24 protein-coding genes and 1 riboswitch are annotated in these 25389 nt (G+C 74.2%); of the genes, 5 read left to right on the top strand and 19 right to left on the bottom strand.

All coding sequences use genetic code 11. From position 1 onward, the window contains the following. Positions 1-82: 82 nt before the first annotated feature. Positions 83-1351: a hypothetical protein gene (locus ACIRS1_RS01000; protein ID WP_402835799.1), complete on the bottom strand. Its 1269-nt coding sequence runs from the start codon at positions 1349-1351 to the stop codon at positions 83-85. Positions 1352-1359: 8 nt separating this feature from the next. Further along, positions 1360-1518: riboswitch (cyclic di-AMP (ydaO/yuaA leader) on the bottom strand. Between the two features lie 443 nt (positions 1519-1961). Here ACIRS1_RS01000 and ACIRS1_RS01005 point away from each other — a divergent pair. After that, entirely contained in the window at positions 1962-2291 is a 330-nt protein-coding gene (locus ACIRS1_RS01005; RefSeq protein ID WP_360213953.1) for a MoaF-related domain-containing protein, read from the top strand. 60 nt (positions 2292-2351) lie between these two features. Here ACIRS1_RS01005 and ACIRS1_RS01010 read toward each other — a convergent pair whose 3' ends face one another. Then, positions 2352-3494, bottom strand: coding sequence for an alpha/beta hydrolase-fold protein (locus ACIRS1_RS01010; RefSeq protein ID WP_360213951.1), 1143 nt, complete (start codon positions 3492-3494; stop codon positions 2352-2354). A gap of 384 nt (positions 3495-3878) precedes the next feature. Between ACIRS1_RS01010 and ACIRS1_RS01015 the strand changes: the two genes are divergently transcribed. Beyond that, positions 3879-4316, top strand: coding sequence for a PPOX class F420-dependent oxidoreductase (locus ACIRS1_RS01015; protein ID WP_402835803.1), 438 nt, complete (start codon positions 3879-3881; stop codon positions 4314-4316). A gap of 71 nt (positions 4317-4387) precedes the next feature. Here ACIRS1_RS01015 and ACIRS1_RS01020 read toward each other — a convergent pair whose 3' ends face one another. Next, on the bottom strand, positions 4388-5008 hold the full coding sequence (locus ACIRS1_RS01020; protein ID WP_402835806.1) for a TetR/AcrR family transcriptional regulator: 621 nt from the start codon (positions 5006-5008) through the stop codon (positions 4388-4390). A gap of 138 nt (positions 5009-5146) precedes the next feature. Here ACIRS1_RS01020 and ACIRS1_RS01025 point away from each other — a divergent pair, with 138 nt between their 5' ends. Continuing rightward, the gene (locus tag ACIRS1_RS01025; protein ID WP_402835808.1) at positions 5147-5911 is read left to right on the top strand and encodes an SDR family NAD(P)-dependent oxidoreductase; all 765 of its coding nucleotides are present in this window, start codon (positions 5147-5149) and stop codon (positions 5909-5911) included. Between the two features lie 155 nt (positions 5912-6066). On the opposite strand, the gene ACIRS1_RS01030 is transcribed toward ACIRS1_RS01025, so the two are convergent. The 5 genes from ACIRS1_RS01030 to ACIRS1_RS01050 all read right to left on the bottom strand — a co-directional run bounded on the left by ACIRS1_RS01030 (position 6067) and on the right by ACIRS1_RS01050 (position 9697). Then, complete coding sequence (locus ACIRS1_RS01030; RefSeq protein WP_402835810.1) at positions 6067-6654, bottom strand: GNAT family N-acetyltransferase; 588 nt, start codon at positions 6652-6654, stop codon at positions 6067-6069. Positions 6655-6755: 101 nt separating this feature from the next. Further along, positions 6756-7706: a phosphotriesterase gene (locus tag ACIRS1_RS01035; protein ID WP_402835812.1), complete on the bottom strand. Its 951-nt coding sequence runs from the start codon at positions 7704-7706 to the stop codon at positions 6756-6758. Further along, positions 7703-8233 (bottom strand): carboxymuconolactone decarboxylase family protein, encoded by a 531-nt coding sequence (locus ACIRS1_RS01040; RefSeq protein ID WP_402835814.1) that lies wholly within the window; start codon positions 8231-8233, stop codon positions 7703-7705. The genes ACIRS1_RS01035 and ACIRS1_RS01040 overlap by 4 nt, the downstream gene beginning before the upstream one ends. Before the next feature lie 16 nt (positions 8234-8249). Then, a complete protein-coding gene (locus ACIRS1_RS01045) occupies positions 8250-8906 on the bottom strand; it encodes a DUF4865 family protein (protein ID WP_402835815.1) in 657 nt (218 codons plus the stop codon). Positions 8907-9130: 224 nt separating this feature from the next. Next, complete coding sequence (locus tag ACIRS1_RS01050; protein WP_402835817.1) at positions 9131-9697, bottom strand: TetR/AcrR family transcriptional regulator; 567 nt, start codon at positions 9695-9697, stop codon at positions 9131-9133. A 353-nt stretch (positions 9698-10050) separates the two neighbouring features. Between ACIRS1_RS01050 and ACIRS1_RS01055 the strand changes: the two genes are divergently transcribed. Further along, a complete protein-coding gene (locus tag ACIRS1_RS01055) occupies positions 10051-11040 on the top strand; it encodes an aldo/keto reductase (RefSeq protein WP_402835819.1) in 990 nt (329 codons plus the stop codon). Between the two features lie 138 nt (positions 11041-11178). On the opposite strand, the gene ACIRS1_RS01060 is transcribed toward ACIRS1_RS01055, so the two are convergent. The 6 genes from ACIRS1_RS01060 to ACIRS1_RS01085 form a co-directional block, all read right to left on the bottom strand. Beyond that, positions 11179-12252 carry an LLM class flavin-dependent oxidoreductase gene (locus ACIRS1_RS01060; protein ID WP_402835821.1) on the bottom strand — a complete coding sequence of 358 codons (1074 nt, stop codon included), beginning with the start codon at positions 12250-12252 and terminating at the stop codon, positions 11179-11181. Between the two features lie 3 nt (positions 12253-12255). Continuing rightward, the gene (locus tag ACIRS1_RS01065; RefSeq protein WP_402835823.1) at positions 12256-13161 is read right to left on the bottom strand and encodes an ABC transporter substrate-binding protein; all 906 of its coding nucleotides are present in this window, start codon (positions 13159-13161) and stop codon (positions 12256-12258) included. An 86-nt stretch (positions 13162-13247) separates the two neighbouring features. Further along, a complete protein-coding gene (locus ACIRS1_RS01070; RefSeq protein WP_402835825.1) occupies positions 13248-13994 on the bottom strand; it encodes an ABC transporter ATP-binding protein in 747 nt (248 codons plus the stop codon). Beyond that, complete coding sequence (locus tag ACIRS1_RS01075; RefSeq protein WP_387897506.1) at positions 13991-14797, bottom strand: ABC transporter permease; 807 nt, start codon at positions 14795-14797, stop codon at positions 13991-13993. Before ACIRS1_RS01075 ends, ACIRS1_RS01070 begins: the two co-directional genes overlap by 4 nt. 110 nt (positions 14798-14907) lie before the next feature. Next, a complete protein-coding gene (locus ACIRS1_RS01080; RefSeq protein WP_402835827.1) occupies positions 14908-15936 on the bottom strand; it encodes an NrtA/SsuA/CpmA family ABC transporter substrate-binding protein in 1029 nt (342 codons plus the stop codon). 191 nt (positions 15937-16127) lie between these two features. Further along, the gene (locus ACIRS1_RS01085; RefSeq protein ID WP_402835829.1) at positions 16128-17096 is read right to left on the bottom strand and encodes an ABC transporter substrate-binding protein; all 969 of its coding nucleotides are present in this window, start codon (positions 17094-17096) and stop codon (positions 16128-16130) included. A gap of 586 nt (positions 17097-17682) precedes the next feature. Here ACIRS1_RS01085 and ACIRS1_RS01090 point away from each other — a divergent pair. Further along, positions 17683-18465, top strand: coding sequence for an IclR family transcriptional regulator (locus ACIRS1_RS01090; protein ID WP_402835831.1), 783 nt, complete (start codon positions 17683-17685; stop codon positions 18463-18465). A gap of 192 nt (positions 18466-18657) precedes the next feature. Here ACIRS1_RS01090 and ACIRS1_RS01095 read toward each other — a convergent pair whose 3' ends face one another. From ACIRS1_RS01095 to ACIRS1_RS01115, 5 genes are all read right to left on the bottom strand, one after another. Beyond that, a complete protein-coding gene (locus ACIRS1_RS01095; RefSeq protein WP_402836283.1) occupies positions 18658-19248 on the bottom strand; it encodes a winged helix-turn-helix domain-containing protein in 591 nt (196 codons plus the stop codon). A 1197-nt stretch (positions 19249-20445) separates the two neighbouring features. Continuing rightward, on the bottom strand, positions 20446-21090 hold the full coding sequence (locus ACIRS1_RS01100) for a GTP-binding protein (protein WP_402835832.1): 645 nt from the start codon (positions 21088-21090) through the stop codon (positions 20446-20448). Beyond that, positions 21071-21400 carry a DUF742 domain-containing protein gene (locus tag ACIRS1_RS01105; RefSeq protein WP_402836285.1) on the bottom strand — a complete coding sequence of 110 codons (330 nt, stop codon included), beginning with the start codon at positions 21398-21400 and terminating at the stop codon, positions 21071-21073. The genes ACIRS1_RS01100 and ACIRS1_RS01105 overlap by 20 nt, the downstream gene beginning before the upstream one ends. 335 nt (positions 21401-21735) lie before the next feature. Beyond that, the gene (locus ACIRS1_RS01110; RefSeq protein ID WP_360213917.1) at positions 21736-22155 is read right to left on the bottom strand and encodes a roadblock/LC7 domain-containing protein; all 420 of its coding nucleotides are present in this window, start codon (positions 22153-22155) and stop codon (positions 21736-21738) included. 129 nt (positions 22156-22284) lie between these two features. Then, a complete protein-coding gene (locus tag ACIRS1_RS01115; RefSeq protein WP_402835834.1) occupies positions 22285-25326 on the bottom strand; it encodes a nitrate- and nitrite sensing domain-containing protein in 3042 nt (1013 codons plus the stop codon). Positions 25327-25389: the final 63 nt, after the last annotated feature.

The following is a 25389-nucleotide window of genomic DNA, read 5'->3' on the forward strand; positions in this document are numbered from 1 at the left end:
GGCGTCAGCAGCCGGGAACGGGCTGCCGGCGGTGATCACGTGAGCCGTCGGGCCCGAGCGGCTGGACCCGACGGCTCACGCGTCAGCGGTAGACCCGGACGTAGTCAGCGGCCATGCTGAGCGGCGTGGTCCCCTGCGGCGCCGGGTGGTACTGCCCCGCGCAGACCGAGAGGTTGAGGATCAGGTACGCCGACCAGTTGGCGCCGACGCCCTTGCCGTCCGAGAAGACCTTGACGCCGTTGACGTACCAGTCGACCGAGTTGGCGCCGTAGTAGGTGCCGATCGTCACCCACTGGTCCTTCGCGACGGCACTGGCGTCGGTGTAGTACTTGGCGTTGCCGGGGTTGACGTGGTTGGTCAGCTCCAGCAGGTTCGGGTTGTCGGGGTGGTACTCGAAGGAGTCGATCTCCCCGTTGCCGTTCTTCCAGGTCCACAGGGCCGGCCAGGCGCCGGAACCGGACGGCAGCTTGACCCGGGTCTCGGCGTAGTCGCCGGTCTTGACCTGGAAGCCCTCGCTGGAGCCCTCGGTGGTCAGGAAGCCCGCGTTCCAGGCCTGCTTGCCGTTCTCCAGGGTGGTGCCGCTCGGCGCGGCGGTGAAGGTGGCGACCCCGTTGGCGACGCTGACGTTGTTCTTGTTCAGCAGGTCGAGCTTGTTGTCGTCCGGGTTGTGGTTCCCGTACCTGTAGGCGGTGCTCTTGTCACCGACCCAGCGCGAGCCCCAGGTGATCGAGCTGTTGAACTCGTCGGACCAGGTCAGCGCCTTGCCCGCGACCGGGGAGGCCGGTGTGCCCGCCGAGGGGCTCGCCGTGGCACCGGGGGTGCCGGTGGGGGACGGCGTCGGGGTGGCGGTGGGGGTCGCGGTGGGAGCCGGGGTCGGGGTCGCCGTGCCGGAGACCACCAGCTGCTGCGAGGGCAGGTTGTGCCAGGCGCCGCCGAGGTCCTGCCAGAAGCCGAACTGGCTGTACGTCCCGGCCGGCAGCGCGCGGGCACCGCTGGTGAAGGACAGCCCGCTCGGGCAGATCTGCACGTTGGAGAGGTTGCCGGGGAAGTCCAGGTTGGTGCCGCGCGCGTCGCGCACGCCCACACCCACCGTCTTCGCGGTGACGCAGGCCGAGGAGTGGACGGTCAGCGAGGCGGTGGCGGCCTTGTTGGCGACCATCGTCGCGGGGGCCAGCCGGTCCTGGGTGACGGTCGGGGTGGTGGCGGCGTGGGCGGCGACGGTCGCCGGGAGGCCCAGCAGACCGGCACCGCTGACGGCGACCGCCCCGGTGGCGGCGAGGGCGGCGAGGCGGCCCCGGTGGGCCGGGCGGGCGTGGCGCGGCGTGCGGCGCCGGAGGGCAGGCTGGTGCATGGGGTGTCCTCTGCGACGCCTGCGAGGTGAGCTGTCGGGTTCGGGCTGCAGTTGCCCGGCCGCCGGTGGGAGCGGCTTCACCCCTAGCCGCGACCCGCACGCGGGAGAGCGTGCGGGCCGGGCGCTGACCTTGGTTCCCCCGCTCCCGTCCACTGTGGTCCTCGGTTGCCCGCCGGCGGGTGGACGGGACTCGGCGTCCCGGCGGCGGGGTCCGCGTGGCGGACGGCCGTTGCAGGCTAGGCAGACCGTCCGTGAACGGACAACTCTGCCGGGCGGGTTGTCGTGCAGCTCACAGTGGTGTCGATCAACGACGCTGCGTGGCGGTCGAGTTGATCATCCCCTCGGCCGAGCCGGGCGTCCACCCGGCTCCCGGCCTCCGCAGCCGGCACCCGGCGGCCGGAGGACGGCTCGCCGGTGCCCCCGAGGGACGTCCGGCGGGCACCCGCCCGGTGCGCCCTCCGGCGCGGCCGACTCCCCCGGCCGCGCCCGGCACAACTGCACCCGCCGGGCTCGCCCGGTCGGATAAATTGGAGGTCCGACATCTTCCGCAGTGCACAAGACCACACGGACCACCGTGCGCACCCCACCGGGAACGAGGTACCGCCCCACCATGACCGCGCCCCTGCCCGCCTTCGCCGGCCGCACCTACCTCTTCCGGGCCGACAACGGCGCGGCCTTCCGCAACGCCTACTCGGCCGACGGCACGCGGCTGCGCTGGGAGGGCCTCGGCGAGTCCGCGGGCCAGTGGGAGGACGTGCGGCTGCACGTCGCCGAGGTGGCGCCGGAGATCTACTTCGTCAGCTGGACGGAGCAGAGCGGGATCACCGTCAGCCACGTGATGGACCTCGGCAGGCTGACGGTCCGCGCCTTCTGGACCTTCGAGGGCGAGGGCGGCCGGGTGGGCGAGCTGCACACCGGGACCCTGGAGCGGGTGGCCTGACCGATCGGTCCGGTCGGTCCGGCCGGGGCCGCTGCGGTCAGGGGCCGGTCGGGCCGGGGCTCAGACGGTCTGGTTGGGCACCTTGAGGTGCTGGGACAGCCACTCGAGCGAGGAGGGCAGCAGCGCGCTCCACGTCTCGAAGTTGTGGCCGCCGTTCTCCAGCATGCTGTAGGACACCTTCATCGGGTCCTTCACCGCGTCGACGAAGGCCTCGGTCTCGCGCCGGTAGTCGCCGTCGCCCTTCTTGGTGCCGGCGAGAAGCACGGACACCTTAGGCTGCGGCAGGTTCTTCAGCCGCCACAACAGGTTCGCCTCGTTGCGGCGCTGGCTGCTGCCGCCGAACAGGTCCCCCGTGGTCGGGTCGTCCGCCGCGTCGTAGTAGGCGGAGAGCGCGACGGCCGTCGGGAAGACGTCGGGGTGGCGCATGGCCAGCTTGAGCGCGCAGTAGCCACCGGTGGAGTTGCCCATGAAGGCCCAGGCCTGCGGGTCCGCGGAGACCCGGTAGCTCGCCTGGATCGCCGAGGGGACGTCCTTGGTGAAGTACGTGTCGGACTGCGCGCCGCCCGGGATGTCCTCGCACTCGGTGTCCTGCGGCAGGGCGGGCGAGGGACGCACCAGGACCATGACGGTCGGCTGCATCCGGCCCTCCTGGAGCAGCTTGAGCGCCGCGCCGGGGTAGTTGAAGCGTGTGATCAGGTTCTCGGCGATCCCGGGGAACCCGGTGCTCACGATCACCGCCGGGAACTGCTTCTGCGCGTACTCCGGCTGGAAGTACTGCGGCGGCAGGTAGACGTAGCCCTCGGTGGAGAGGCGGCTGACCGCGCCGTCGATCCGCACCTTGCGGATCTCCCCCGACTGGGCGGGCTCGCGGCCCATCGCGCCACCGCCCTTGACGGAGGCGTGGCCGATCGTCTCCACGAGCAGGCGCCCGGAGGCGTCCGCCTTGTTGTGGATGACCACCGGCCCGGTGTCGCCGGTGCCCAGAAGGTCGTCCCAACTGCTGTAGAAAGCGAAGTAGTTGTTGGCCACCAGGCCGAGCGCAGCGAGCACCGCGAGCTGGGTCGCGAGCAGTGCGCCGATCCTCCCCAGGACCGCCTGCCAGGTCGCTCTCGCGAGTCTGGGCCAGAGCCAGACCGTGCCGGCCATCATCACGACGGCGATCAATACGGTCAGCGCCAACACCTTGTGGCTCGTCAGACCCATGTCCTGCTTGCTCCCACGCCTCGAACTCCAGTCCCCTCCGCTGGGGACATCCGAGGAGGTCACCCCGGTTCCCCCCGCCGGGGCGCGAGGATCAACCCTAGCGTCCGGCTGGGAGAAGGCTGACGACGGCTGGGAGGTCACCGGGAGTCTGCTGGTCGTTTCCGGGTAACGGATGACAGGTGACAGAGTTTGAAATCTGTTATCTGTCGTCTGAAATCTGTCAGCTGTCAGCTGTTGTCACCGCGCGGGCGGACCGGGCCCGCGGGATGGCGGACGACGGCCGCGGCCCGGCACCGACCGTCGCCGCCCTACCGACACACCGGCGACGCACCCCCTACCCTGAGCGTGCATCAGGTCGAGACGGACCGACACGGAAGGCGACCCATGGGCGGCTGGACGGACGACATCCGGGCACGGGTGCGGGAGCCCCGGATCTGGTACGTGGCGACCACCGGGGCGAACGGGGCCCCGCACGTCACGCCGATGTGGGTGGACCTGGCGGGCGACCGGGTGTTCTTCAACACCACCGTCGGGCGGGTCAAGGAGCGCAACCTCCGCCACGACCCCCGGCTCTGCCTCTCCCATGCCGATCCGGACGACCCGTACGACCGCGTCCAGATCCACGGCCGGGCCGTGGAGTTCGTGACCGGCGAGGAGGCGGACCGCCAGCTGGACCGCCTGGCCCGGAAGTACCTCGGCTCGGACCGCTACGAGTGGGGCGTGCCGGGCGAACGGCGCGTCACCGTGTTCGTCGAGCCCACCCGGATCCGCCGGGTCGTGGGGGTCGAACCACTGCCGGCCGCCGCCCGCCGGAGCGACTGACACGCCGGAGCGGGCCGGCGGGGGGTTCGGGGGCGTAGCGGCACCGGGGCGGGGCCACGCCCCCGGGGGCTTCAGGACACCCGCTCCCAGAGCCGCAACCCGGCCGTGAGCTCCCGCATGCAGCGCGCGCCGAGGTCCTGCGGGGAGTCCGGGCCGGTGGCGGGCGCGTCGGAGGAGGCCCACTGCTCCAGGGCCACCCGGATCGCCGCGGTCGCGGCGGCGGCGGCCAGCCGGATCTCCAGCGGATCGGTGCCCGCCGGGCAGCGCTCGGCGAGGACGGCGCGCAGCCGCGCCTCGGAGTCGGCGTGGACGCGCTGCCAGGTGCCGTCCAGCCGCGGGTCGCGCAGCAGGCTGCGGGTCCACCGCATCATCTCGGCGCCCGCCTCGTCGACCGGCGTCAGCGACGCCGCCGCCGCACTCTCCAGCGCCCCGCGCAGCGGCAGTCCGGCCGGGCTCTCGGCGAGCCGGTCGACCCACTGCCGTCCGCCCGCCGCGAGCAGCGGGGCCACGGCGTCCTCCTTGACCGAGAAGTACCGGTAGAAGGTGCGCAGCGAGATCCCCGCGGCGAGGGCGATCTCCTCGGCGGTGGTGGCCTCCGCCCCCTTGTCGGCGAAGAGCGCGGCGGCGGTGCGGGCGATGTCGAGCCGGGTGGCGTCACGGCGGCGCTGGGTGAGGGTCGGGCGTCCGGTCACGAGGGTCAGCCTACGCGGGACTGCGCCAGCTCGGCACGCCCTGGCAACATGGCTCGACAAGCCTTATTGGCACGTTATGTCACCTAGGCGTACCGTGTCTCTTGAGGTCGAGAGACCACGAACGAACGGAGTACCACCATGGAGCGCTTCAGCGGACGGAACGTCCTGATCACCGGCGGCGGCTCTGGCATCGGTCAGGCGACCGTGCACCGGATCCTCGCCGAGGGCGGACAGGTAGTCGCCGTCGACGTCAACGAGGACGGCCTGAAGAGGACCCTGGACCGCGCCACCACCGACGGAGTCGCGGACCGGCTGACCATCCAGGTCCTGGACATCTCGGACGAGCCGGCCGTCGTCACCGGCGTGGCCGCGGCGGTCGCCGGCCTCGGCGGGCTGGACGTCCTGGTGAACGCGGCGGGCATCCTCCGCTCCTCGCACACCCACGAGACCACCCTGGACTTCTGGAACCGGCTCCTCGCGGTCAACCTCACCGGCACCTTCCTGATGACCCGCGAGGCGCTCCCCGCCCTGCTCGCGGGCGGCAAGGGCGTGGTGGTCAACTTCAGCTCCACCTCGGCGAGCTTCGCCCACCCCTACATGGCCGCGTACGCCGCCACCAAGGGCGGCATCCAGTCCTTCACGCACGCCATCGCCGCCGAGTACGCCAAGCAGGGGCTGCGGGCGGTCTGCGTCGCACCGGGCAGCATCGACAGCGGCATGACCAACGACCCCGGCCTGCCCTCCGACGCCGACTTCAGCCTGCTGGCCAAGCTCTCCCCCGCCCTCGGGCGGGGCTTCGCCGGCCCGGAGACGGTGGCCGGGGTGATCGCGATGCTGGCCTCCGAGGACGGCGCCTTCGTCACCGGCACCGAGCTCCGCATCGACGGTGGCACGCACATGTGACGCGCCGGGCCGCCGGTTCCCCGCGGCGCGGGACGGACGCGCCGGGCCCGCGCCGCTCCCCCGGGGGCGGCACGGGCCCGGCGGCGCGTGGTGGCGGGGGCGGCTGGCGAGGGCGGCTGGCGGGGGCGCGTGGGGTCGCCGGGGTGGTTCGGCGGTCAGGTCATGGGCTTGGCCATGACGATCTCGCGCACGCCCGTGACCGCGTCGGCGCCGGCGGCCGGGGCCGTGTGGGCGTCGGTGTCCGCGGCCGGGGCCGTGCCGGCGTCCGCGGCAGCGTCCGTACCGGGGCACACGGTGAAGCCGTGCCGGCGGTACAGAGCGAGCGCGGGCTCGTTCCCGGCCAGCACGGCGAGGCGCAGCACGGTGCCCCCGGACGCCCGGGCCCAGCGCTCGACCTCCGCGATGAGCAGGTCGGCGACGCCCCGTCCGCGCGCCTGCGGCCCGACCCACACCGAGCGCAGCTCCCTTACGCCGTCCGCCCCCGGGACACCGTCCGCCAGGCCGATCGGGGTGCCGTTCGGGCCGCCAGGGCGCTCCGGGCCGTCGGCGCCACCACCGGTCAGCAGGGCCGCCACGTGGTGCGCTCCCAGCAGGTGCAGCCGGGCCCGCCACCGCTTCTCGCCGCCGTGCCGCCAGTCCGTGAGGCGGGGCCGGAAGGCGTGCGGCGCGTCGGTGAGGGCGGCGAGGCGGAGGTCCCGCCACAGCGGCCAGTCGTCGGTCGTGAGGATCCGCAGGGTCACCATGGCGGTCACGGTAGGTCGCCGGGCGACGGGTGGACGGCCGCACCGCTTGGTGCCCGTCCGCGTCGGGGCGCGTGGTCAGGGCGGGCGGTCAGGACACGCGGTCAGGGCGTGCGCCAGTCGGCGGCGAAGGCTGCGGCCGGGTTGGTGACGAGGAGGAGCTCGGGCAGCTCGGGGCCGAACTCCCGGGCCAGCCTCGGTGCGAGGGCGGTCAGCAGGTGGGTGGGACCGGGAGCGTGCCGGGCGGACCTGGTGGTGGTGTCCCCGCCGAGCAGGAGTTGTCCGGCGTAGCCCGCCTCGGCGAGGGCGGCGATGGTGTCGAAGAGGTGGTGGTCGGTCGCGTGGTTGGCCCGCGAGGGGCCGTCCAGCGCGATGTAGGCGCCGGTGGCGGCGAGTTCGCGGTGCAGCCGCAGGTCGGGGAAGCGGTTGAGGTGGCCGAGCAGGACGTGTCGCGGCGCCACGCCGTGCCGGTCGCAGAGCAGGTCCACCACGTCCGGTGCGGCGGTGCCCAGTTCGTGGTGGACGGCGATCGGGGCGCCGGTCGCGTGGTGGGCCTGCGCCGCCGCCGCCAGGACCCGCCGGGTGTGTTCGGCCAGCCCGTGGTACTCGCCCGCGACCTTGATCAGCCCCGCCCGGACCCCCTCGGGTGCTCCCGGCAACCCGGTGGTGAGCTCGGTGGTGAAGCGCTCGGCGAGCCCGTCGTAGCGGGCGCCCAGGGTGTCCGGGTCGTAGTGGGCCGCCTGGTGCATGCCGGTGGCGGCGACCACCTGGACGCCGGTCGAACGGGAGAGCCCGGCGAGGGAGTCCGCCCCGCGGCCCATGCCGTGCGGGGTCCACTGGACGAGGGAGCGGCCGCCGGCCGCGGCGAAGGCTCGCAGGACCTCCTCGGCGGCTGCCGGGTCGTCCAGTTCCTGCCCGGGCAGCAGCGGACTGCGCAGGAAGAGGTGGTCGTGGGAGTCGGTGACGCCGAGTTCGGCGGGGTCGAGGTCGCCGAGAACGGTGCGGACGGTTCGGGCGGTGCGGGCCGTCCGGTCGGTACCGACGGACGGGCTCATGCGGGCGTCCCTTCCGGCGTCGCGGCCTCGGCGAAGGTCGCGGTGGCGACGCGCAGTCCGGCCAGGGCCTTGGGGACGCCGACGTACGGGGCCAGGTGGACCATGACCTCGACGACCTCCTCCCTGGTCATGCCGATCCGCAGGCTGTTGCGGACGTGGTCGGCGAGCTGGGGCTCCACGCCGCCGAGGGCGGTGAGGGCGGCAAGGTTGGCCACCTGGCGGTCGCGCAGGGCGAGGCCGGGGCGCTGGTAGGTGCCGCCGAACAGGCTGGTGACGATCCAGTCGGGGAAGCCGGGGGCGAGGCCGTCCAGACCGCCCAGGGTGGCGGCGGCGACCGGGCCCGCGAGTTCGGCGAGGAGGGCGTACCCGGCCTCGCGGTCCAACGGGGCCGGGGTGAGGTCGGCGGGCGTCATCGTCGCGGGGGTGGTCGGGGGGCCGGCCGTGGGACCGGTCCCGGGGGCGGTCGGGGGCGTGGTCGGGGGCGTGGCGGCGGGACCGGTCGGGGCGGTGCTCGGGGAGGTGGTCACGGGTTGAGGAAACCTTTCACCAGTGGCGGCCGCTGGGCAGCCGGTCGAGTTCGGGGCGGGACAGGTGCAGCACCTGATAGTGGATGCCGGGGGCGTCGTCCGGGGCCGGGCCGTGCCGGAGGGTGAACCGCACCAGCTCCCAGCGGCTCGGGTCCACGGCGACGGCGGCGGTGTGCAGGGCCGACCAGCCGGCGGGACCGCCGTATCGGGCGGGGTCCGCGACGTCGGCCACGGCCTGCCGGACCGCCTCGGCCGGGTCGGCGGACTCCGGCAGCCGGACGGTGTGGAGGGTCGCACTGGTCGGAGGCGTGGCGTTCGTGACCGGCACGGTCGCGCCGCCCGGCGTCGGGGCCGCGCCGGTGGTGGCCGCCGGGCCGTGCACCAGACCGGCGCCGAGCCAGTGCCGCACGACGGGGCGGCCGAAGTCCGCGCTCAGACCGCGGAAGCCTGGGCCCCAGAGGAAGCCGTTCATCCCCTCGGCGGTGCGCCAGAGGTAGAACGGCGCGTAGGCGTTGACCGGCGAACCGTCCTGTCCGCGCTCGCGGACCAGGTACGCCTTGAGGCCGAGGCCGGGGTGGTCGTCGAGCAGGTGTCCCCTGTCGGCGACGCGCTTGCGGATGATCCCCATGTCGTAGTCGGCGGGGAGGGTGATCTCGTACTGCATGGCGTGCACGGCGAGCTCCTCGGGTCGGTGGGCCGGCGGCGACCGGGTCTTCGGGCCGGGTCCGCACGCCGGGTCTCCGCGCCGTACGGAGGTGGCGGGACGACGCGGCGGACGGACGCGCGGGACGGGCGCGCGGGACGGGCGCGCGGGACGGGCGCGGCGGAGGGGCGCACCGGAGGGCCCGGACGGGTGGTGCCGCCGGCTGCTTGCAGGTCCGTCCGGACACCCGCGGATCAGGCCGTGCGCTGTGCGGCGAGCAGGCCGAGCGCCCCGCGGACGGCCTGCTCGAAGGGCTCGGCACGGCCGGCCGCGCGCGCCAGCACGTAGCCGCCCTGGACGACGGCGACCACGGCGGCGGCGGTGTCGGCCGGGTCGAGGCCGGGCGTGAGCTCGCCCGCGGCCTGCCCCTCGGCGACCAGGCCCGCGATCCGCCCGCGCAGCCAGTCGAAGGTCTCCTCGACGGGTCCGCGCAGCTCGGGATCCGCGATGACGTCCGGGTCCTGGGCCATCCGACCGATCCGGCAGCCGCGCAGCACGTCGCGGTCGCGCCGCAGGTAGGCGGCGATGCGGTCGTACGCGCTGCCCGGCGAGGCGAGGTCCGCCTCGGCGACGCCGCGCATCTGCTCGGCACTGCGGCGCAGGGCGGCGGCGGCGAGGTCGGGCTTGCCGGTGAAGTGGTGGTACATGCTGCCCTGGCCGACGCCGGCGCGCTGCTGGATCGCCTTGGGGCTGGTGCCGACGTAGCCGCGCTCCCAGAGGAGCGACTGGGTGCTCTCGATGAGACGGTCCTGGGTGCTCATGCGGATCACTGTACATACCAGTAGGTACAGAATCCAGGGTTTGCCCGATCTCCACCGTCGACCGCGCCGGGGACGGGCCCCACGCCCCGGCCACCCGGACCTCGCCGGGAAGCGCCCGGGAAGCGCCCGGGAAGCGTGCCCCCCCCCGGCGGCCACGGCCCCTCGACGGCCCGTCTCCCCGTCCCCGCCGAGCGGCATTCCGTCGCGACCGGTGGCGCGCGTCACGCCGCCTCCCCCGAGGCGCTCCTGACGCCCCGCCATGGCCGCTCGCCCGGACCGCCGCGAGAACGGGCTCCGGTCGAACACGAGGCAGGGGGCTTGATCCACCGCGGGCGGCTGGCAGGATGTCCGGCATGAGCTACCTCGCGGCGGATGACCGCTATGCCTCGATGACGTACCGCAAGGCCGGCCGCAGCGGGGTCCGGCTGCCGGCCGTCTCGCTCGGCCTCTGGCACAACTTCGGCGACGCCCAGCCGCTGGAGGTCCAGCGGGCGGTGCTGCGCCGGGCCTTCGACCGGGGCATCACCCACTTCGACCTCGCGAACAACTACGGCCCGCCGTACGGCAGCGCGGAGCGCAACTTCGGCTACCTGTTCGCCCAGGACTTCCGCCCGTACCGGGACGAGCTCTTCATCGCGAGCAAGGCGGGCTGGGACATGTGGCCCGGCCCGTACGGCGACGGCGGCAGCCGCAAGTACCTGCTGGCCAGCCTGGACCAGTCGCTGGACCGAATGGGGCTCGACTACGTCGACGTCTTCTACTCGCACCGCTACGACCCGGACACTCCGCTCGAGGAGACGATGGGCGCGCTCGACACCGCGGTTCGCTCGGGCAAGGCGCTGTACGCCGCGATCTCCAACTACCCGGCCGAGAAGCACCGCGAGGCCGTGGCGATCCTGCGCGAGCTGGGCACGCCGGCCCTGCTGAACCAGTCGGCCTACTCGATCCTCAACCGCTCCGTGGAGGAGGGCGTGCTGGACGCGGTGGGCGACACCCAGACCAGCCTGATCGCCTACTCGCCGCTGGCCCAAGGGCTGCTGACCGACCGCTACCTGTCGGGAGAGGTGCCGACGGGATCGCGGATGTCGGTCGGGAAATTCCTGACCGAAGAGGCGCTCAGCGGGCCGAAGCTGGAGCGGCTGCGGGCGCTCGCCAAGGTCGCCGAGCGGCGCGGGCAGACGCTGGCCCAGCTGGCCCTGTCCTGGGTGCTGCGCGATCCGCGGGTGGCCTCGGTCATCATCGGCGCGAGCAGCGTGGCTCAGCTGGACCAGAACATCGACGCGCTGGCCGGCGGTCCGCTGACGACGGAGGAGCTGGCGGAGATCGACCGGCTGAGTATCTGAGTGCGGGAACGACTGACAACTGACAGCTGACAGATTTCATCATCTGTCAGCTGTCAGTTGTCATCTGTTCGCCGTCATCTGTTCGCTGCCACCTGTAGGCTGTCGACTTCCAGGCGTCAAGCGGCCGTCCGTCAGCGCTCAGCGGTGGATCCCCAGTGCTGGCAGAACCGTTTCTGCAACTCGATGGGCCTCCTCCAGCAGCGGGTTGCCGGAGAGGATGAAGGTGTCGACGCCCAGCGACTCGAACTCCTGCAGCCGCTCGACCACCTGGGCCGTCGAGCCGACCACCGCGGTGCCGGGGCCCGGGCGGAACAGGCTCATTCCCGGCCACAGGTTCGGATGGGTCTCCAGCTCCCGGGCCCGCGCGGGAACCCTGCCGCCGTGCTGGCGGAACTGCCGCTGCCAGCCCACGCCGTCCTCCCCCTTCGCGCCGCCCAGCTGGCGGGCGTAGGTCGCCTCGCTGGTGACGTCGAGCAACCGGTCGGCCGCCGCCCAGGCCTCGTCCTCGGTGTCGCGGACGATCAGGTGCAGCCGCAGTCCGATCCGCAGCGTCCGGCCGTGTGCCGTGGCCCGCTCGCGGACGAGGTCCAGCTTCTCCTTCAGCAGGTGCGGCGGTTCGCCCCAGGTCAGGTAGACGTCCACGTGCTCGGCCGCCATCTCGATGCCGGCCGCCGAACTGCCGCCGAACCACAGCGGGATGCCACCGGGCTGGACGGGCGTGAGCTCCCGCAGGCTCGCACCCGCGTTCTTCAGGTCGTAGAACTCCCCCTTGTGGTCGAACACTTCGCCCGCGGTCAGGCGCTTGACGATCGACCAGTACTCGCCGCTCAGCCGGTAGCGGTCGTCGTGCTCGACATCCAGCCCGTACTCGCGCAGCTGCGCCGTCGACCCGTTGACCACGTTGAACCGCAGCCGGCCGCCGTGCAGGTGGTCGAAGCTGAGCGCCATCTTCGCCAGCAGGGTCGGCGAGACCAACCCCGGGTGGACGGCCAGCAGGGGCTTAAAGGCCGGGGTGGTCGCCGCCGCGACCGCACTGCCGAGCGTCCACACGTCATGGAGATCGGTCGCGAACAGGGCGCCCGTGTAGCCCAATCGCTCGACACTGCCGGCCAGTTGCTGGAGGTAGCGCAGGTCGACGGGGCGACGGCCGGCCGGCTCCCAGGGGTAGTGCCCCTCGCGCGGGATGACGTACCAGAGGACTTCGGAGGCCACGGTTCAGACCGCCTTGGCGAGCGCGGCGGCCACCGGGGCCTCCAATGCGGGCAGATGGGCGTCGGCGACGGTCAGCTCGCGGTCGACGAAGCCCACCGCGTGGAAGATGTCCGCGGCCTCCTGCTGCTCCGCGACGAAAGCGGCGGAGGCGGGCTCCAGCCGCCAGGGCAGCGAGGACAGGGCCACCTCCCAGTCGGCCGGCGAACCGCCCAGGTCCTCCGCGGCGATCCGGGCCGCCTCGGCCGGGTGGGCGGCCACCCAGGCGTCCGCACGGGCGAGCGCGGCGGCGATCGCCGCGACCACCTCGGGGCGGTCGGCCGCGAACTCGCGGCGGGTGAAGAAGACGGAGCGGTCGGTGATGACGTCGCCGGTGCGCACCAGCTCGCGGAAGTCCCCGCTGCGGCGGGCCGCGGCGAGTTCCGCGCCCTGGGCGATCCAGCCGGCGATCTCGCCGTCGCGCAGCCGCGCGGCCTGGTCCTCGCCGGGCGCCGGACGCACCGGGGTGACGTCCTGACCGTACGAGAGACCGTGGGCGCGCAGGGCCTTGGCGAGCAGGTGGGTCTGCCAGGAGCCGACGCCGAGCACGACGGTGCCGCCCGCGAGGTCCGCCACCGTCCGGACCGGGCCGGCGTCCAGCACCAGCAGGGCCCCGTGGTCGGGGCGGGGAGCGGACACCGCGGCGTAGGCGATGTCGTGGCCGGCCGCCTGGGCCGTGACCGGCGGCGTGGAGCCGGTTCCGCCGAAGTCGATGGTGCCCTCGGCGAGCAGGGCGCCGGTGCGGGTGCCGTCGGTGTAGTGGTGGAAGGCGCCGGCCTCCCCGAGCGGGGCCAGTTCCTCGTCCAGGTAGGGAAGTCGGGCGAGGTAGTAGAGCGAGGGGTTGCTGGCGTGGACGCCGAGGGTGACGGTCATCTGGTCAACTCCGTTGATGCGGGGTGGTGTTGTTCGATCCGGTGGCGGTCCACCGCGGAGGTGGGTGGACCGGTGGGCGGGGCGGGTCAGTGGACCCCGAGGTCGGCGAGCAGTCGACGGCGCAGCTCGGCGAAGGCCGGGTCGGCCGGGTCCCGCGGGTGCTCGACGGCGACCTGCTCGTCCCGGACGAGTCGACCCTCGCGCAGGACGGCCACCCGGTCGGCGAGCCGGACGGCCTCGTCGACGTCATGGGTGACCAGCAGCACCGCCGGGCGGTGGCGCCGGACCAGGTCACCGACCAGGTCCTGCATGCGCAGCCGGGTCAGCGCGTCCAGAGCGGCGAACGGCTCGTCCAGGAGCAGCAGTTGGGGTTCACGAACGAGCGCCCTGGCCAGGGCGACGCGTTGCGCCTCCCCACCGGACAGGGTGGCCGGCCAGGCCTCGGCGTGCTTGTCCAGGCCGACCTCGGCGAGCGCCTTCAAGCCTGTCCCGCGCGTCGTGGCGCCACCCGGCAGTCCGATCGTGACGTTGGCCAGCACCCGCCTGGAGGGGATGAGTCGGGGCTCCTGGAAGACCACCGTACGGACCGGCGGGACGAGCACCGTGCCCTCGTCGGCCTGGTCCAGCGCCCCGAGGATGCGCAGCAGGGTGGTCTTGCCCGTGCCGCTCGCGCCCAGCAGGGCGACGAACTCGCCGCGGGCGATCGAGAGGTCGACGCCGTCGAGGACGGCCCTGGTGCCGAACACCCGGCGCAGGCCGCGCAGATGAACGGCGGGGGCAGCAGGACGGGCAGAAGCGGCAGCAGCCGGGGGCAGGGCCTGGGTCGTGCTCATCGGGCGGCTCCCTGGACGGCCTGGCGCCAGGGCATCAGCACCCGCTCCAGGATGCGCACGACACCGTCGGCGGTGAGTCCGAGCAGCCCGTAGATCAGGATGCAGACCGCGAGGACGTCCGTCCTCGAGTAGTTCTGTGCCTGGGCCATCAAGTAGCCGATTCCTTCAGTGGAGTTGATCTCCTCGGCGGCGATCAGCGCGATCACGCTGAGCGTCATGGACAACCGCAGCCCGGAGAGCAGTGCGGGCAGCGCTCCGGGCAGGACGACGGTGCGCACGATCGCCCAGCGGCCGAGTCCGAAGCTGCGCATCGCCTCGACCAGCTTGCGATCCGTGGTGCGCACACCCCCGGAGGCGGAGACGTACATCGGGAAGCTGGTGGCCACCCCGATCAGGGCGACCTTCGCCGTCTCGGTGATGCCGAACCACACCATGAACAACGGCACCAGCGCCAGGAAGGGGACGGTTCGCAGGACCTGGATCGCGGAGTCGAGCAGCTCCTCACCGAGGCGGGTGAACCCGGTGAGCACGCCGAGCACCAGCCCCGCACCGGCGCCGAGCAGCAGGCCGAGGCCGGCCCGGGTGAGGGAGACCGTGAGGGCGTCGACGAGCTGGCCGTTGCCCCACAACTCGCCGACGGCCTCGGCCACCTGGGCCGGCGATGCCAGGACGTCCGGAGTGAGCGCACCGGTGGCGGAGGCCACGGCCCAGCCGCCGAGCAGGGCGAGCGGCCCCAGGGTGCGCAGGGTCACGGCGAGGGCTCGCGGGCGGGGCCGCTGCCGGACGGCCCGCGGGGTGACCAGTCCGACGGGCTGGGCGGGGTCGACGGGCTGGGCGAGGTCGGCGGGGTCGACGGGGTCGGCGGCTCCGCCGGGCGGGAGTGCGCCGGGTGTGCGGCCGGGTGCGGCGGTGGTCACTTGGCACCGCCGCCGAGCTTGTCGATGTCGATCAGGTACGGCTTGACGTCCACGAGTTGCTTGGTGACCTTCTGGTCGGCGAAGAAGCGGGCGACGGTGGCGAAGCGGGCGGTGTCCGCCTCGGTGATGGCGCCGGCCGGGGCGCTCTGGGCGCTGACCTTCACCGCGACATCCTTCTCGGCGGGGGTGACGGCGGTGGGGCCGGAGTCGGTGAAGACGTTGAGGTAGGCCGCCGGGTCGGCCTTCTCCTTGAGACCGTTCTCCCGGAGGTAGTCGTAGAAGGTCCTGACCACGTCCGGGTGCTTGTCGGCGAAACCGGTGCGCACGGCCCAGACCGCGTAGTTGTCGGATCCGACCTCCTTCCCGTCGACCAGGAAGTGCGCCGCGGAGTTGGCGATGGCGGGGGTGGAGAAGGTGTTCCAGGTCGCCCAGGCGTCCACCTGGCCGGAGTTGAAGACGCCTGCCGTCTGGTCGGCGCGCAGGTAGACCCGTTCGACCTTGTCGGCCGGGACTCCGCTCTTCTCCAGCGCCTTGAGCAGCAGGTACTCGCTGGTGCCGCCCTGGGAGACCGCGACCTTGCGGCCGACCAGGTCCTGCACGGTCCTGATGGGCGAGTCGTTCTTCACCAGGATGCCCTCGCCGACGCCGTCGGGGTCGGTGCGGGCGAACAGCTTGAAGCCGGGCTTCTGGGCCAGTGCGGCGACGGCCGAGGTGATCGAGCCCTGGGCCACGTCGAGCTGGTCGGCGGACAGCGCCTGCGCGGCGGGGGCGAACGGGCCGGCGCTGCCGGTCCAGGCGACCTTGGCGTGGACGGCGGCCAGGGCCCGGTCCAGGGAGCCGTCCTTCTTCCCGCGGGCGAGGAACCCGTTGTTGCCCGGGTCGGGCAGGCGCAGCACGATGTCGGCCCTGTCGCCGGCCCCGCCGCCGGCGGAGGCCTTGGCTCCGTCCGCGGACGAGCCGCAGGCGGCCAGGGCGGTGGTGGCGAGCAGCGCTGCGGCGGCCAGGGCGAGGCGGGAGGTGTTCACGGGGGTCTCCAGGCGAGGGGCGGGCAAAATGGGCTGGCGAGGGGTGGGCAGTGGGCTGGTGAGCGACGGTGGACGGATGGCTGGCGACGGATGACGGATTTCAGATGACAGATTTCAACATCTGTCATCTGAAATCTGTTACCTGAAATCTGTCAGTTGAAAGCGGTCGGCCCGGGAGCCGTCAGGGCGGCTCAGCCGGCGGCCGGAGTGGAGCGGCGGGTCCGCAGCAGCTCGCGGGCGGCGCGCAGTGGTTCCGGGTCGGCCCAGGAGTGGACGTCGACCGGCGCGGCGAGGAATCCCGCCTCCCCGAGGAATCGTTCCTGCTGCGCCAGCAGGTCGAGGCGTTCGTCCGAGAGGTCCAGGTGCAGGGTGCGGTGGCTGCCCGGCGCGTACGCCCCGGCGACGCCCTCCGCACCTGCGCCGGTCTCGGCCCGCAGGATCCGGACCACCTCCGCCGGGTGCTCGGCCGCCCAGTCGGCGGCCTCCAGCAGGACCGCGAGGAAGCGGACGACCAGCTCCGGCCGCTCGTCCAGCAGCCGCTGGTGGACGGTCACCGGCCGGGGCGTCCCGTTGTTGACCCGGGCCCGGCGGTCCGGCGCGGCGTCCAGCTCCACGGCCACCTCCGCCCCGACCCGGCGGGCCGCCTCGACGGCGAGCGCCCCCTTCACGTACACGGCGTCCACCACCCCGTCCCGTAGCGCAGCCAGTTCCGCGGCCCACTGGCCGCCACCCGGAGGGCTCGGGACGTCGACCGGCTTCGCGTCGGCCAGGGTGAGCCCGGCGAGGCCGAGGGCCCCGCGGAAGCCGGCCAGCGCCATGGCCCGCCAGAAGTCGATGCCGATGTCATGATGTGGGATCGCCAGTCGCAGTCCCCGCAGGTCGCCCGGCCCGGAGAGGCCACTGCCCGCCCGGACCAGGACGACCTGGCGCTCCTCGATCCAGGTCAGGCCGATCAGTCGGGTGGCCTCACCGCGCGAACGGGCCCACAGGGCGGGCACGTTGCCGCCCTCCCGGAAGAGGCCGGTCAGCGCGTGGGTGTAGTGGTGGTCGACGGCCACCTCCGGCGGGGCGTCCTGCAGCGAGCGGACGGCGATGCCGTCGGCGGCGAACTCCCGCGCGAGCCGGCCCTGGTCGGCGGCGATCCCGGTGGCGGTGGGCACCGGGCACCGGGTGAACCAGAGGGTGTCGAGAGGGCCCGACGGGCTGAAGGCGCTGGATGCGCCGGAAGTGCCCGGCGTACCGGACCTGCCCGACGTACCGGGAATACGGGGAGTGCTGGGGGTACGGCTTGGCACGGGATGCGTCCTCTGTGGAGGGCTTCGCCGGATGGCGGACGGCAGTTGGCGGATGGCGACGGGTCGGAAGGGCGCCCGGAGGGCCGCAGCGCCGGGGGCGGCGGGGAGTCACCGCGCCGGTGGAGAACCGGGTCGTGCGGTGCGACCGGGGAGGGGAAAGGCGTCAGCGACGACACGCGCGGGAGGCGGGGCACCGGTGGTTCGTCACGGTGTCGCTCCTTCCTGCGCGTCGGGTGTCGCGGTGGTGCGTCGGGCTGGGCGTCCGGCGCGATGCGAGGAGCGTTCCACGCCGATCGAGCCGCGGGCAAGGGTTTGCCACATCATGGGAGCACTTGTTCATCAACGGCATGCCATTGCAACGTCGTCGACATATTCCCGAAGCAATGGCTGCCCTACGCTGAGAATCCCTCCGGCGGTCCGACCGGAAATCCCCACCGAAACGCGAGGTGCCATGGCCGAGGCCGCCACCGCCGTCCAGAGTCCGCCGGCCGGTGCGCAGGCCGTCCAGCGTGCGCTGGGGCTGCTGCACTGCTTCCACGACAACGGCCCCGACCTGAGCGCCTCCGACCTGGCCCGCCGGATGGACCTCTCGGTCTCCACGGCGCACCGCCTGGCCCGGACCCTGGTCAGCGCCGGCTTCCTGGAGCAGGACGAGCAGACCGCCCGCTACCGGCTCGGCCCGGCCGTCGCCGAGCTCGGCCAGCTCTCCTTCCACCGGCGCGGACTGCACCTGGCCGCCCCCGAACTGGACCTGCTCTCCCGGCGCACCGGCGCGACCGCCGACCTGGCGATCCGCAGCGGTCCGCACGCGGTGATCCTGGTCGGCGCCTCCGTCCGCCCGGACAGCGGCCTCGGACTGCGTCGGCCGCTGCACTCCACGGCCCTGGGCAAGGTGCTGCTGGCCTGGCCGCGCCCGGGCGAGGCGGCGGTCTCCGCACTCGGCCCGCTGGCACCGTTCACCGAGCGGACGATCACCGAACCGGCACTGCTCGACGAGGAGTTGGCGAAGGTGCGGTCCGCCGGGTTCGCCCTCAACGACGGCGAGTCCGCCGCCGGGGTGCGCACGGTGGCCGTTCCGGTGCTGGACGGCTCCGGACTGGCCCGGTTCGCCCTCGCCGTCCGCTCGACCCCGGCGCACCTGACCGACGACCGGCTGGAGTGGTTCCTGGGCCACGCCCGCACCTGTGCCGACGCGCTCGCCGTCCTCCTGCTGCCACCCGACCAGCGGGCCTGACCAGCCGGGCCGACCAGCCAGGCCCGACCAGCCCACGCGACCAGCGGACCTGACCCGCAGGCCTGACCCGCGCCCGCGACCGGCAGCCGCAACCGGCGCGCCCGACACGACACCTGGACGAACCGTCACAACAGCACGGCGGACCGCCCGTTCCGCGGGGAACAGGCGGTCCGCTACCGGGCGGTTCGCCGATCAGGCACCCGGGGTGTACTTGTAGCCGACCCGACGCACCGTCACGATGGTCTCCCGGTAGGCCGGTCCGAGCTTGCGGCGCAGCCGGGCGACGTGGACGTCGACCGTGCGGCCGTCCCCGACGTGACCGTAGCCCCACACCGCCGAGACCAGGTGGTCGCGGGTGTGCACCCGCTGCGGGTGCTCGGTGAGGTGGGCGAGCAGTTCGAACTCGAGGTACGTGAGGTCGAGCAGCCGGCCGTCCACGTAGGCGTTGCGTCGCTCGGTGTCGACGGTGATGCCGCGCCCGGCGGGCCGGACCGGACGGGCTCCGGTGGGAGCGGGCGCCGATCCGGGCACGGTGACGGAGGGAGCGGCGGCCGGACCTGCGGACAGCCCCGCCGGAGCGCCCACCGCGGTGTCGGCCGGCACCAGCACCAGGTACCCGACCATCGGGTTCCCGGCGGCGCCGAACTGCGAGCCGTACTGGGCGAGCAGCCCCTGCGGCAGCGCACCCTGCGGGAGGGCGGCGACGACGGTCGCCCCCTCGGGGAGCGCGGCGAGCAGGGCCTGCGGCGCCTGCGGGAGCGCCGCGCCCGGAGCCGGGATCACGGCGGCCGGCGGGAGCACCGCACCCGGCTGGGGCGCGGCGGCCGCGCCGACCTGACGGGGCGGGGCGGCGTGGGAGGTGCGCACGGGTGCGCCGGGCCATCGGTCGGCGACCGGGGCGGCGTGCGGGACGGAGGAGCCGGGGGCGCCGGACGTGCCGGGCCCGACCGGGGCGACGCCCGGGAGGGAGCGGACCGCGCGCAGGTGCGGCGTCGCGGTGGGCGGGTTCAGGGTGGCCGTGGAGGAGGAAGACATGGTGTACCGCTCATTTCGCGCGTGACGGACGGGGTGGAGTCGTCTGCGCGTCGACCGGGCGTCGTGCGGGGCTGATCCGGGATCAGCCGGCGGAGGGCCGGGACGCGCTGGGCGAGCCCGGACACGTCTGATCGAACAGGTGCGGCTGCCGGGACGGCCAGAACGGCTCGAGGTCGAGGCGACCCCTCCGACTGTCCTCGGCGCGGTCGGCGCGCCCGTTCCACCGCCCGGCCGGTCCGCCGTCGCACACCGCGGAGACCGCCCCGGTCCTGCGGGGGCGGCCGGCGGTGCCGGGGGCGGGGCTGGTGCAGGCGATGTTCACTGGTGGTCTCTCCGCGAGGCGGGGCCGGACGGCCCGCCGCGGGCACGCCGGGTGGGCGGGCCCGCGATCGGCCTGGTCAACGGGGGGTGATGGTGCGCCGGAGGGCTGCCGGACGGGCCGGGGCGCCTGCGGCGGACCGGGAAACGGTCAGCCGGTCAGCGACAACAGGCGCTGCAGATCAGGGCCTGGTCGATGTAGCGGCGGGCGGTGAGTGCCGGCGTGACGGGGGCCGGGACGGTGGCGGCGCGTCGCTGGTCGACGGTCATCCTGAGGCCCTCCCCCTGGCTCTGCACTGCGGCGCGATCGCTCGGAGCGCGGTCGCGTGAACGGAACGTTTCCGGCCCTCCCGGCGGCACGGCCGGGCGGCCTTCGTGTCCAGAGCCTTCCACGCCGCGCCGGTCTAGGCAACCTTCAGCACATGAAACGTCCGGGATGCGGACACCGGAATGAGACGGCGGGCGATGCACGGGCGCCTCGGCGGGCGGCTGGGCGGGCGGCTCGGCAGAACCCGCGACTGCGCGGAGCACCACGAGCGGGGCGGCCCCGACCACGATCCGTCGGGCCGGGGCCGGGCGGGCGCCGCATGCGGGATCACGCTCCACCGGAGCATGATTGACGCTTCGTCAGGTTTGGGCCGGGGTCGGGGCACGGTGACGGCGGGCGGCCGCGTGCTCGACCAGCGCGACCAGGAGGTCCTTGCCGTCCTCGCGCAGCCGGGCGTCGCACAGCAGCACGGGGATCCCCGGGTCGAGGTCCAGCGCGTCCCGGACCTCGTCGGGCGAGAAGCGCTCGGTGCCGTCGAAGCAGTTCACCGCGACCACGAAGGGGATGCCGCGCTGCTCGAAGAAGTCCACCGAGGGGAAGCAGTCGGCCAGTCGCCGGGTGTCCGCGATCACGACCGCACCGAGCGCGCCGCGCGCCAGCTCGTTCCAGACGAACCAGAAGCGGTCCTGCCCCGGCGTGCCGAACAGGTAGAGCGCGAGCCCGGGCCGCAGGTCGATCCGGCCGAAGTCCATCGCCACGGTGGTGGTGCGCTTGTCCTCCACGCCCTCGGTGTCGTCCACCGGGCGGCCCAGTTCGCTGAGCTCCTCCTCGGTGCGCAGCGGCCGGATCTCGCTGACGGCGCCGACCAGCGTGGTCTTGCCCGCGCCGAAGCCGCCCGCGACCAGGATCTTCACCGCGACGGCCGGGCCGCCGCGCCAGCTCGGGTCGTTGGCGCGGTCGGCGGGGGCGGTGGCGCCGTCGTGGTCAGAGCGCACGGAGTCCATTGATCACGTCTCGCAGCAGGCGCTCGTCCGGGAGCTCGGCGAGCGGAACGGGTCGGGTGACGCTGATCAGGTCGGCGTCGTAGAGGTCGCCGAGCAGCACCCGGACGACGCTGACCGGCAGGTCGGTGTAGGAGCCGAGTTCGGCGACGGACAGCGGCTCGCGGCGGCACCAGGCCAGGATGGTCTGGTGCTCCGGGTCGAGGACGTGCGCGGGCACGGCCCCCGCGTCCGGCCCGGGCTCGGCGGCGGTGATCAGCGAGATGAGGTCGAACAGGCCGTCCTCGACGGGCCGGGCGCGCCCGCGGGTCATCGAGAAGAGGCGCACCACAGGCCCGGCCTCGTCGTCGAACCAGCGGTCGTCGACCGGGGTGCGGGGACGGAACAGGTCGACCTCGAGCGCCTCCGGACCGCCGTCGTCCGCGCCGTCGTCCGTGCCGTCGTCCGTGCCGTCGTCCGTGCCGCTCGCGCCGCTCACAGCGTCGACCGGATGCGGGGCGACCAGGCGCGGGGTGACCACGCCGTCGGCCCCGGCCGGTCCGTCCGGGCCAGCCGTCACCCCGGGCACGCGCGGCCCGGACGGCTCGGACGCCCCGTCCGGGCCGGTCCGCCCCGCCGTCTCGCCCTTCGGATCCGCCATCGGACCGCTCATCTCACCGGCGGGGCGGTTTCGGTGCGCGGCTCGGCGGCCATGTGCTCGCCGACCCGCTTGACCAGCAGCGCCATCTCGTAGGCGATCTGGCCGATGTCCGCCTCGGCCTCGCTCAGCACGGCCAGGCAGCTGCCGTCGCCGGCGGCCGTGATGAACAGGAAGGCCTCGTCCAGCTCCACCATGGTCTGACGGACCCCGCCGACCTTGAAGTGCCCGCCGGCGCCCTTGGCCAGGCTGTGGAAGCCCGCCGCGACGGCGGCCAGGTGCTCGGCGTCCTCGCGGTCGAGACCGCGGGAGGCGCCGGTGGCCAGACCATCGCTGGAGAGGATCACCGCGTGCCGCAGGGCCGCGACGCGCCCCACCAGGTCGTCCAGGAGCCAGTTGAGGTCCCCGGACGGCTGCGTCGAAGTGGTCATGAATCAGTTCCTTCCGCTGGAGCAGGTGGTGCGGGTGAAGCGGTTGTGCGGGTGAAGCGGTCGTGCGGGTGAAGCGGTCGTGCGGGTGAAGCGGTCACGCGGGTGAAGCGGGTGAAACGGGTCGTACGGTCATTCAGACGTTCCAGGACGTTCGGATGTTTCCGGCCCGCCGGGTCGTCCGGGCCCGGGCCCGTCGGTCCGCGCCCGCGCGTCGGGTCGTCCCGATGACGGTACGGGCCCCTCCGGCGCCGGGTTCACCGGGTTCACCGGGTTCAGGCGCACCGGCTGGCCGGGCGGCACCCGGCGGGCCAGCGGCGCTCGGGTCGCCTCGGACGGCGCGGGCAGCGCCATCGGCGCGGGGGCCGGGCTGATCGCCCGGCGGGACGGGTCCGGAGGCTGCCAGGCGGGGACGGCTGCGGGCCGGGGGCTCGCCGGTGCCACGGGGGCGGTGAGGCCGCGACCGCGGGTGAAGCCGCGCTGGAACGAGGCGAAGGCGGCCCGCGCCTCCTCGGGCGAGCGCTCGCGCGCCGGTTCGCCGTCCCCGCTGCCCGCGCCGTCGCCGGCGGCGCCGCCGTCGGGGCCGGCCGCGGCACGGTCGCGGAGCCGGTTGGCCAGCTGCTCCTTGAGCTGCGGCGCGAGGTTGGCCTGCCGGACGCGCCGGGGCAGCCCGCCCGGAGTCCGCTGCACGGGCTGCGGCTGCGGGTCCGTCGGAGCGGCGGTACCCACGGCGGCACCCGCGGCAGTACCGGCGACGCCCACAGGGCCGGCAGGGTCGGCGCCACCGACGGCGTCCACGGCGTCCACGGCTGCGTCCGCGAAGGCCGGCGCCTCCCCGCGGCGGTGCCGCCCCGTCCCGGGCGGGCCCTCTCCGTCGGCCACCGGGCCGCCGGACGGTGACGGTGCCGGCACCAGGACCGGCCCGCCCTTGGTGCGCGAGGCCCGGCGAGGCAGTCCGCCCGGTGTACGGCCGGGCTCGGGCAGGGACGGGCGGGGCCCGCCGCTGCCGCCCCGGTGCCGACCACCGGCGCCGGTACCGCCACCGACGGCCGTCGGCCGCGCCGCGGGCACACCGCTGAGGCCGTTCGCACCACTCGCGCCACCCGCGCCGTTCACGCCGCTCGCCCGGCCGGTGCCGGTGGCACCGCCCGTGCCGCGCGCGACGCCCGGCGCGTCCGCTCCGGTCCCGGCGAGCGGGGGCACGGCGACCAGGTCGCGCTGCCCGCGCCGGGCCGGGCCCGACCGCTGTCCGGCCTGCGGCGGCTCGGGCCGCCCGTCCGGCGCTTCGGCGAGCAGCTCGCGCGGGATCAGCACGACGGCCGTCGTCCCGCCGTACGGGGAGGGGCGCAGGTGGACCCGGATGCCGTGCCGCCGGGCGAGCCGGCTGACCACGAACAGGCCCAGCCGGTCCGTATCGGCCAGGTCGAACTCCTGCTCCACGGCCAGGCGCTCGTTGATCTCGGCGAGCAGCTGCTCGCTCAGCCCGAGCCCGCGGTCGTCGATCTCCAGGGCGAAGCCGTGCGCGACGACCTCGCCCTGCACGGTGACCTGGGTGGTCGGCGGGGAGAACACCGCGGCGTTCTCGACGAGCTCGGCGATCAGGTGGGTGACGTCGGCGACGGCGCTGCCGAGGAGGCCGGTCCCCGGGAAGGGCCGGACGATGACGCGGGCGTAGTCCTCGACCTCGCCGACCGCCGCGCGGACCACGTCCACCATCCGGACCGGCTTGCGCCAGGCGCGCCCCGGGGATCCGCCGGCCAGGATGATCAGGCCCTCGGCGTGCCGGCGCATGCGGGTGGTGAGGTGGTCGACCTTGAACAGGTCCTCCAGCTCCGCCGGGTCCTCGGTGCGGCGTTCCATGGTGTCCAGCAGCGTGAGCTGGCGGTGCAGCAGGACCTGGCTGCGCCGGGCCAGGTTGACGAAGACGGCCGAGACGCCGCGGCGCAGGTCGGCCTGTTCGACGGCGGCCTCGACGGCGGCCCGCTGGACGGCGTTGAAGGCCTGCCCGACCTGCCCGATCTCGGCCGAGCCGAACCGCAGCTCGGGGGCCTCGGCGGCGACGTCCACCGCCTCGCCGCGGCGCAGCCGCAGCATCACGGAGGGCAGTCGGGTGCCCGCGAGTTCGTTGGCGGAGTTGCGCAGGCCGATGAGTTCGCGGGCCAGGCCGCGCCCGATCCGGTAGGAGATCAGCACCGACAGCACGACCGCGACCAGGCCGATCGCACCGGCGATGCCGCCGCGCCAGAGCAGTCCGATCGCCGCGGCCCGCTCGCGGTCGCCGATCCCGGTGGCGATGCGGGAGTTGATGGCGGCGAGGTCGCCGAGCGCCCGGTCGGCGGTCTCCCGCCAGGAGTCGCCGTTGATGGCCTGGGCGACCCGTTCGGGGCCTCCGGCGCCGACGAAGTCCGCCTCGGCGCGGGCGAGCGCGGCCCAGGCCTCGCCCCCGCGCAGCGCGATGTAGTCGGCCTGGTCGGCGGGTTCGAGCTCGGCGATGTAGACGGTGAACAGGGCCTGCTGGTTGTGCAGGGCGTCCAGCGCGACCTGGTACTGCTCGCCGGTGGGCCTGGCGACGCCGGCGCGCAGGCCCTCCATGGCCGCGTCCTCCTGGGAGAGGTACTCGCGGGCGCGCACCAGCTCGATCAGGATCGTCCCCTGGCGGGGGAGTTGGCCGGTCTGCCGGGCGACGTAGGCGGAGCGGAACCCGAACACCGGCTTGACCAGGTCGCTGTACTGGTCGAGCGCGAACTCCCAGTTGAGCGCGGAGCGGCCGACCTGGGCGCGCAGCGGGCCCATCTGGTCGGCCGCGGCGACGATCTGCAGGAAGCGGCCGCGCTGGGCGCTGGAGAGCTTGCCCCCGGAGCCGTCCATCTTCTGCCGCAGGACGTCGAGGCTGTGGTCGGTGGCGGTCTTGGCGCGCTCGTAGGCGTCCTTGGCGGCCCGCGAGTTCGGGTCGGCCAGGCGCTGGACGGCGGCCCGCCGCTCGTTCTGCAGGTCGGTGGCGTACTGGTCGACCGGAGTCCCGAACTCCTTGTACGTACGGGTGATCTCCAGCTGGCCCCAGACGTCTCCGGTGGTGGCGAGGGTCGCGTACACCCACAGGGCGGTGAGGGCGACGATGGGCACCAGGAGCAGCGCGATGATCTTCGCGCGGATCGAGCTGCTGCGCAGACGCATGGAGTCCTCGGTCGGGAAGTGCCAGGCGCGGACGGGGAGCGGTTCGGAACGGTGGGGCGGTCC

The sequence above is a fragment of the Kitasatospora sp. NPDC101176 genome, from assembly GCF_044768035.1.
Taxonomy (GTDB): domain Bacteria; phylum Actinomycetota; class Actinomycetes; order Streptomycetales; family Streptomycetaceae; genus Kitasatospora.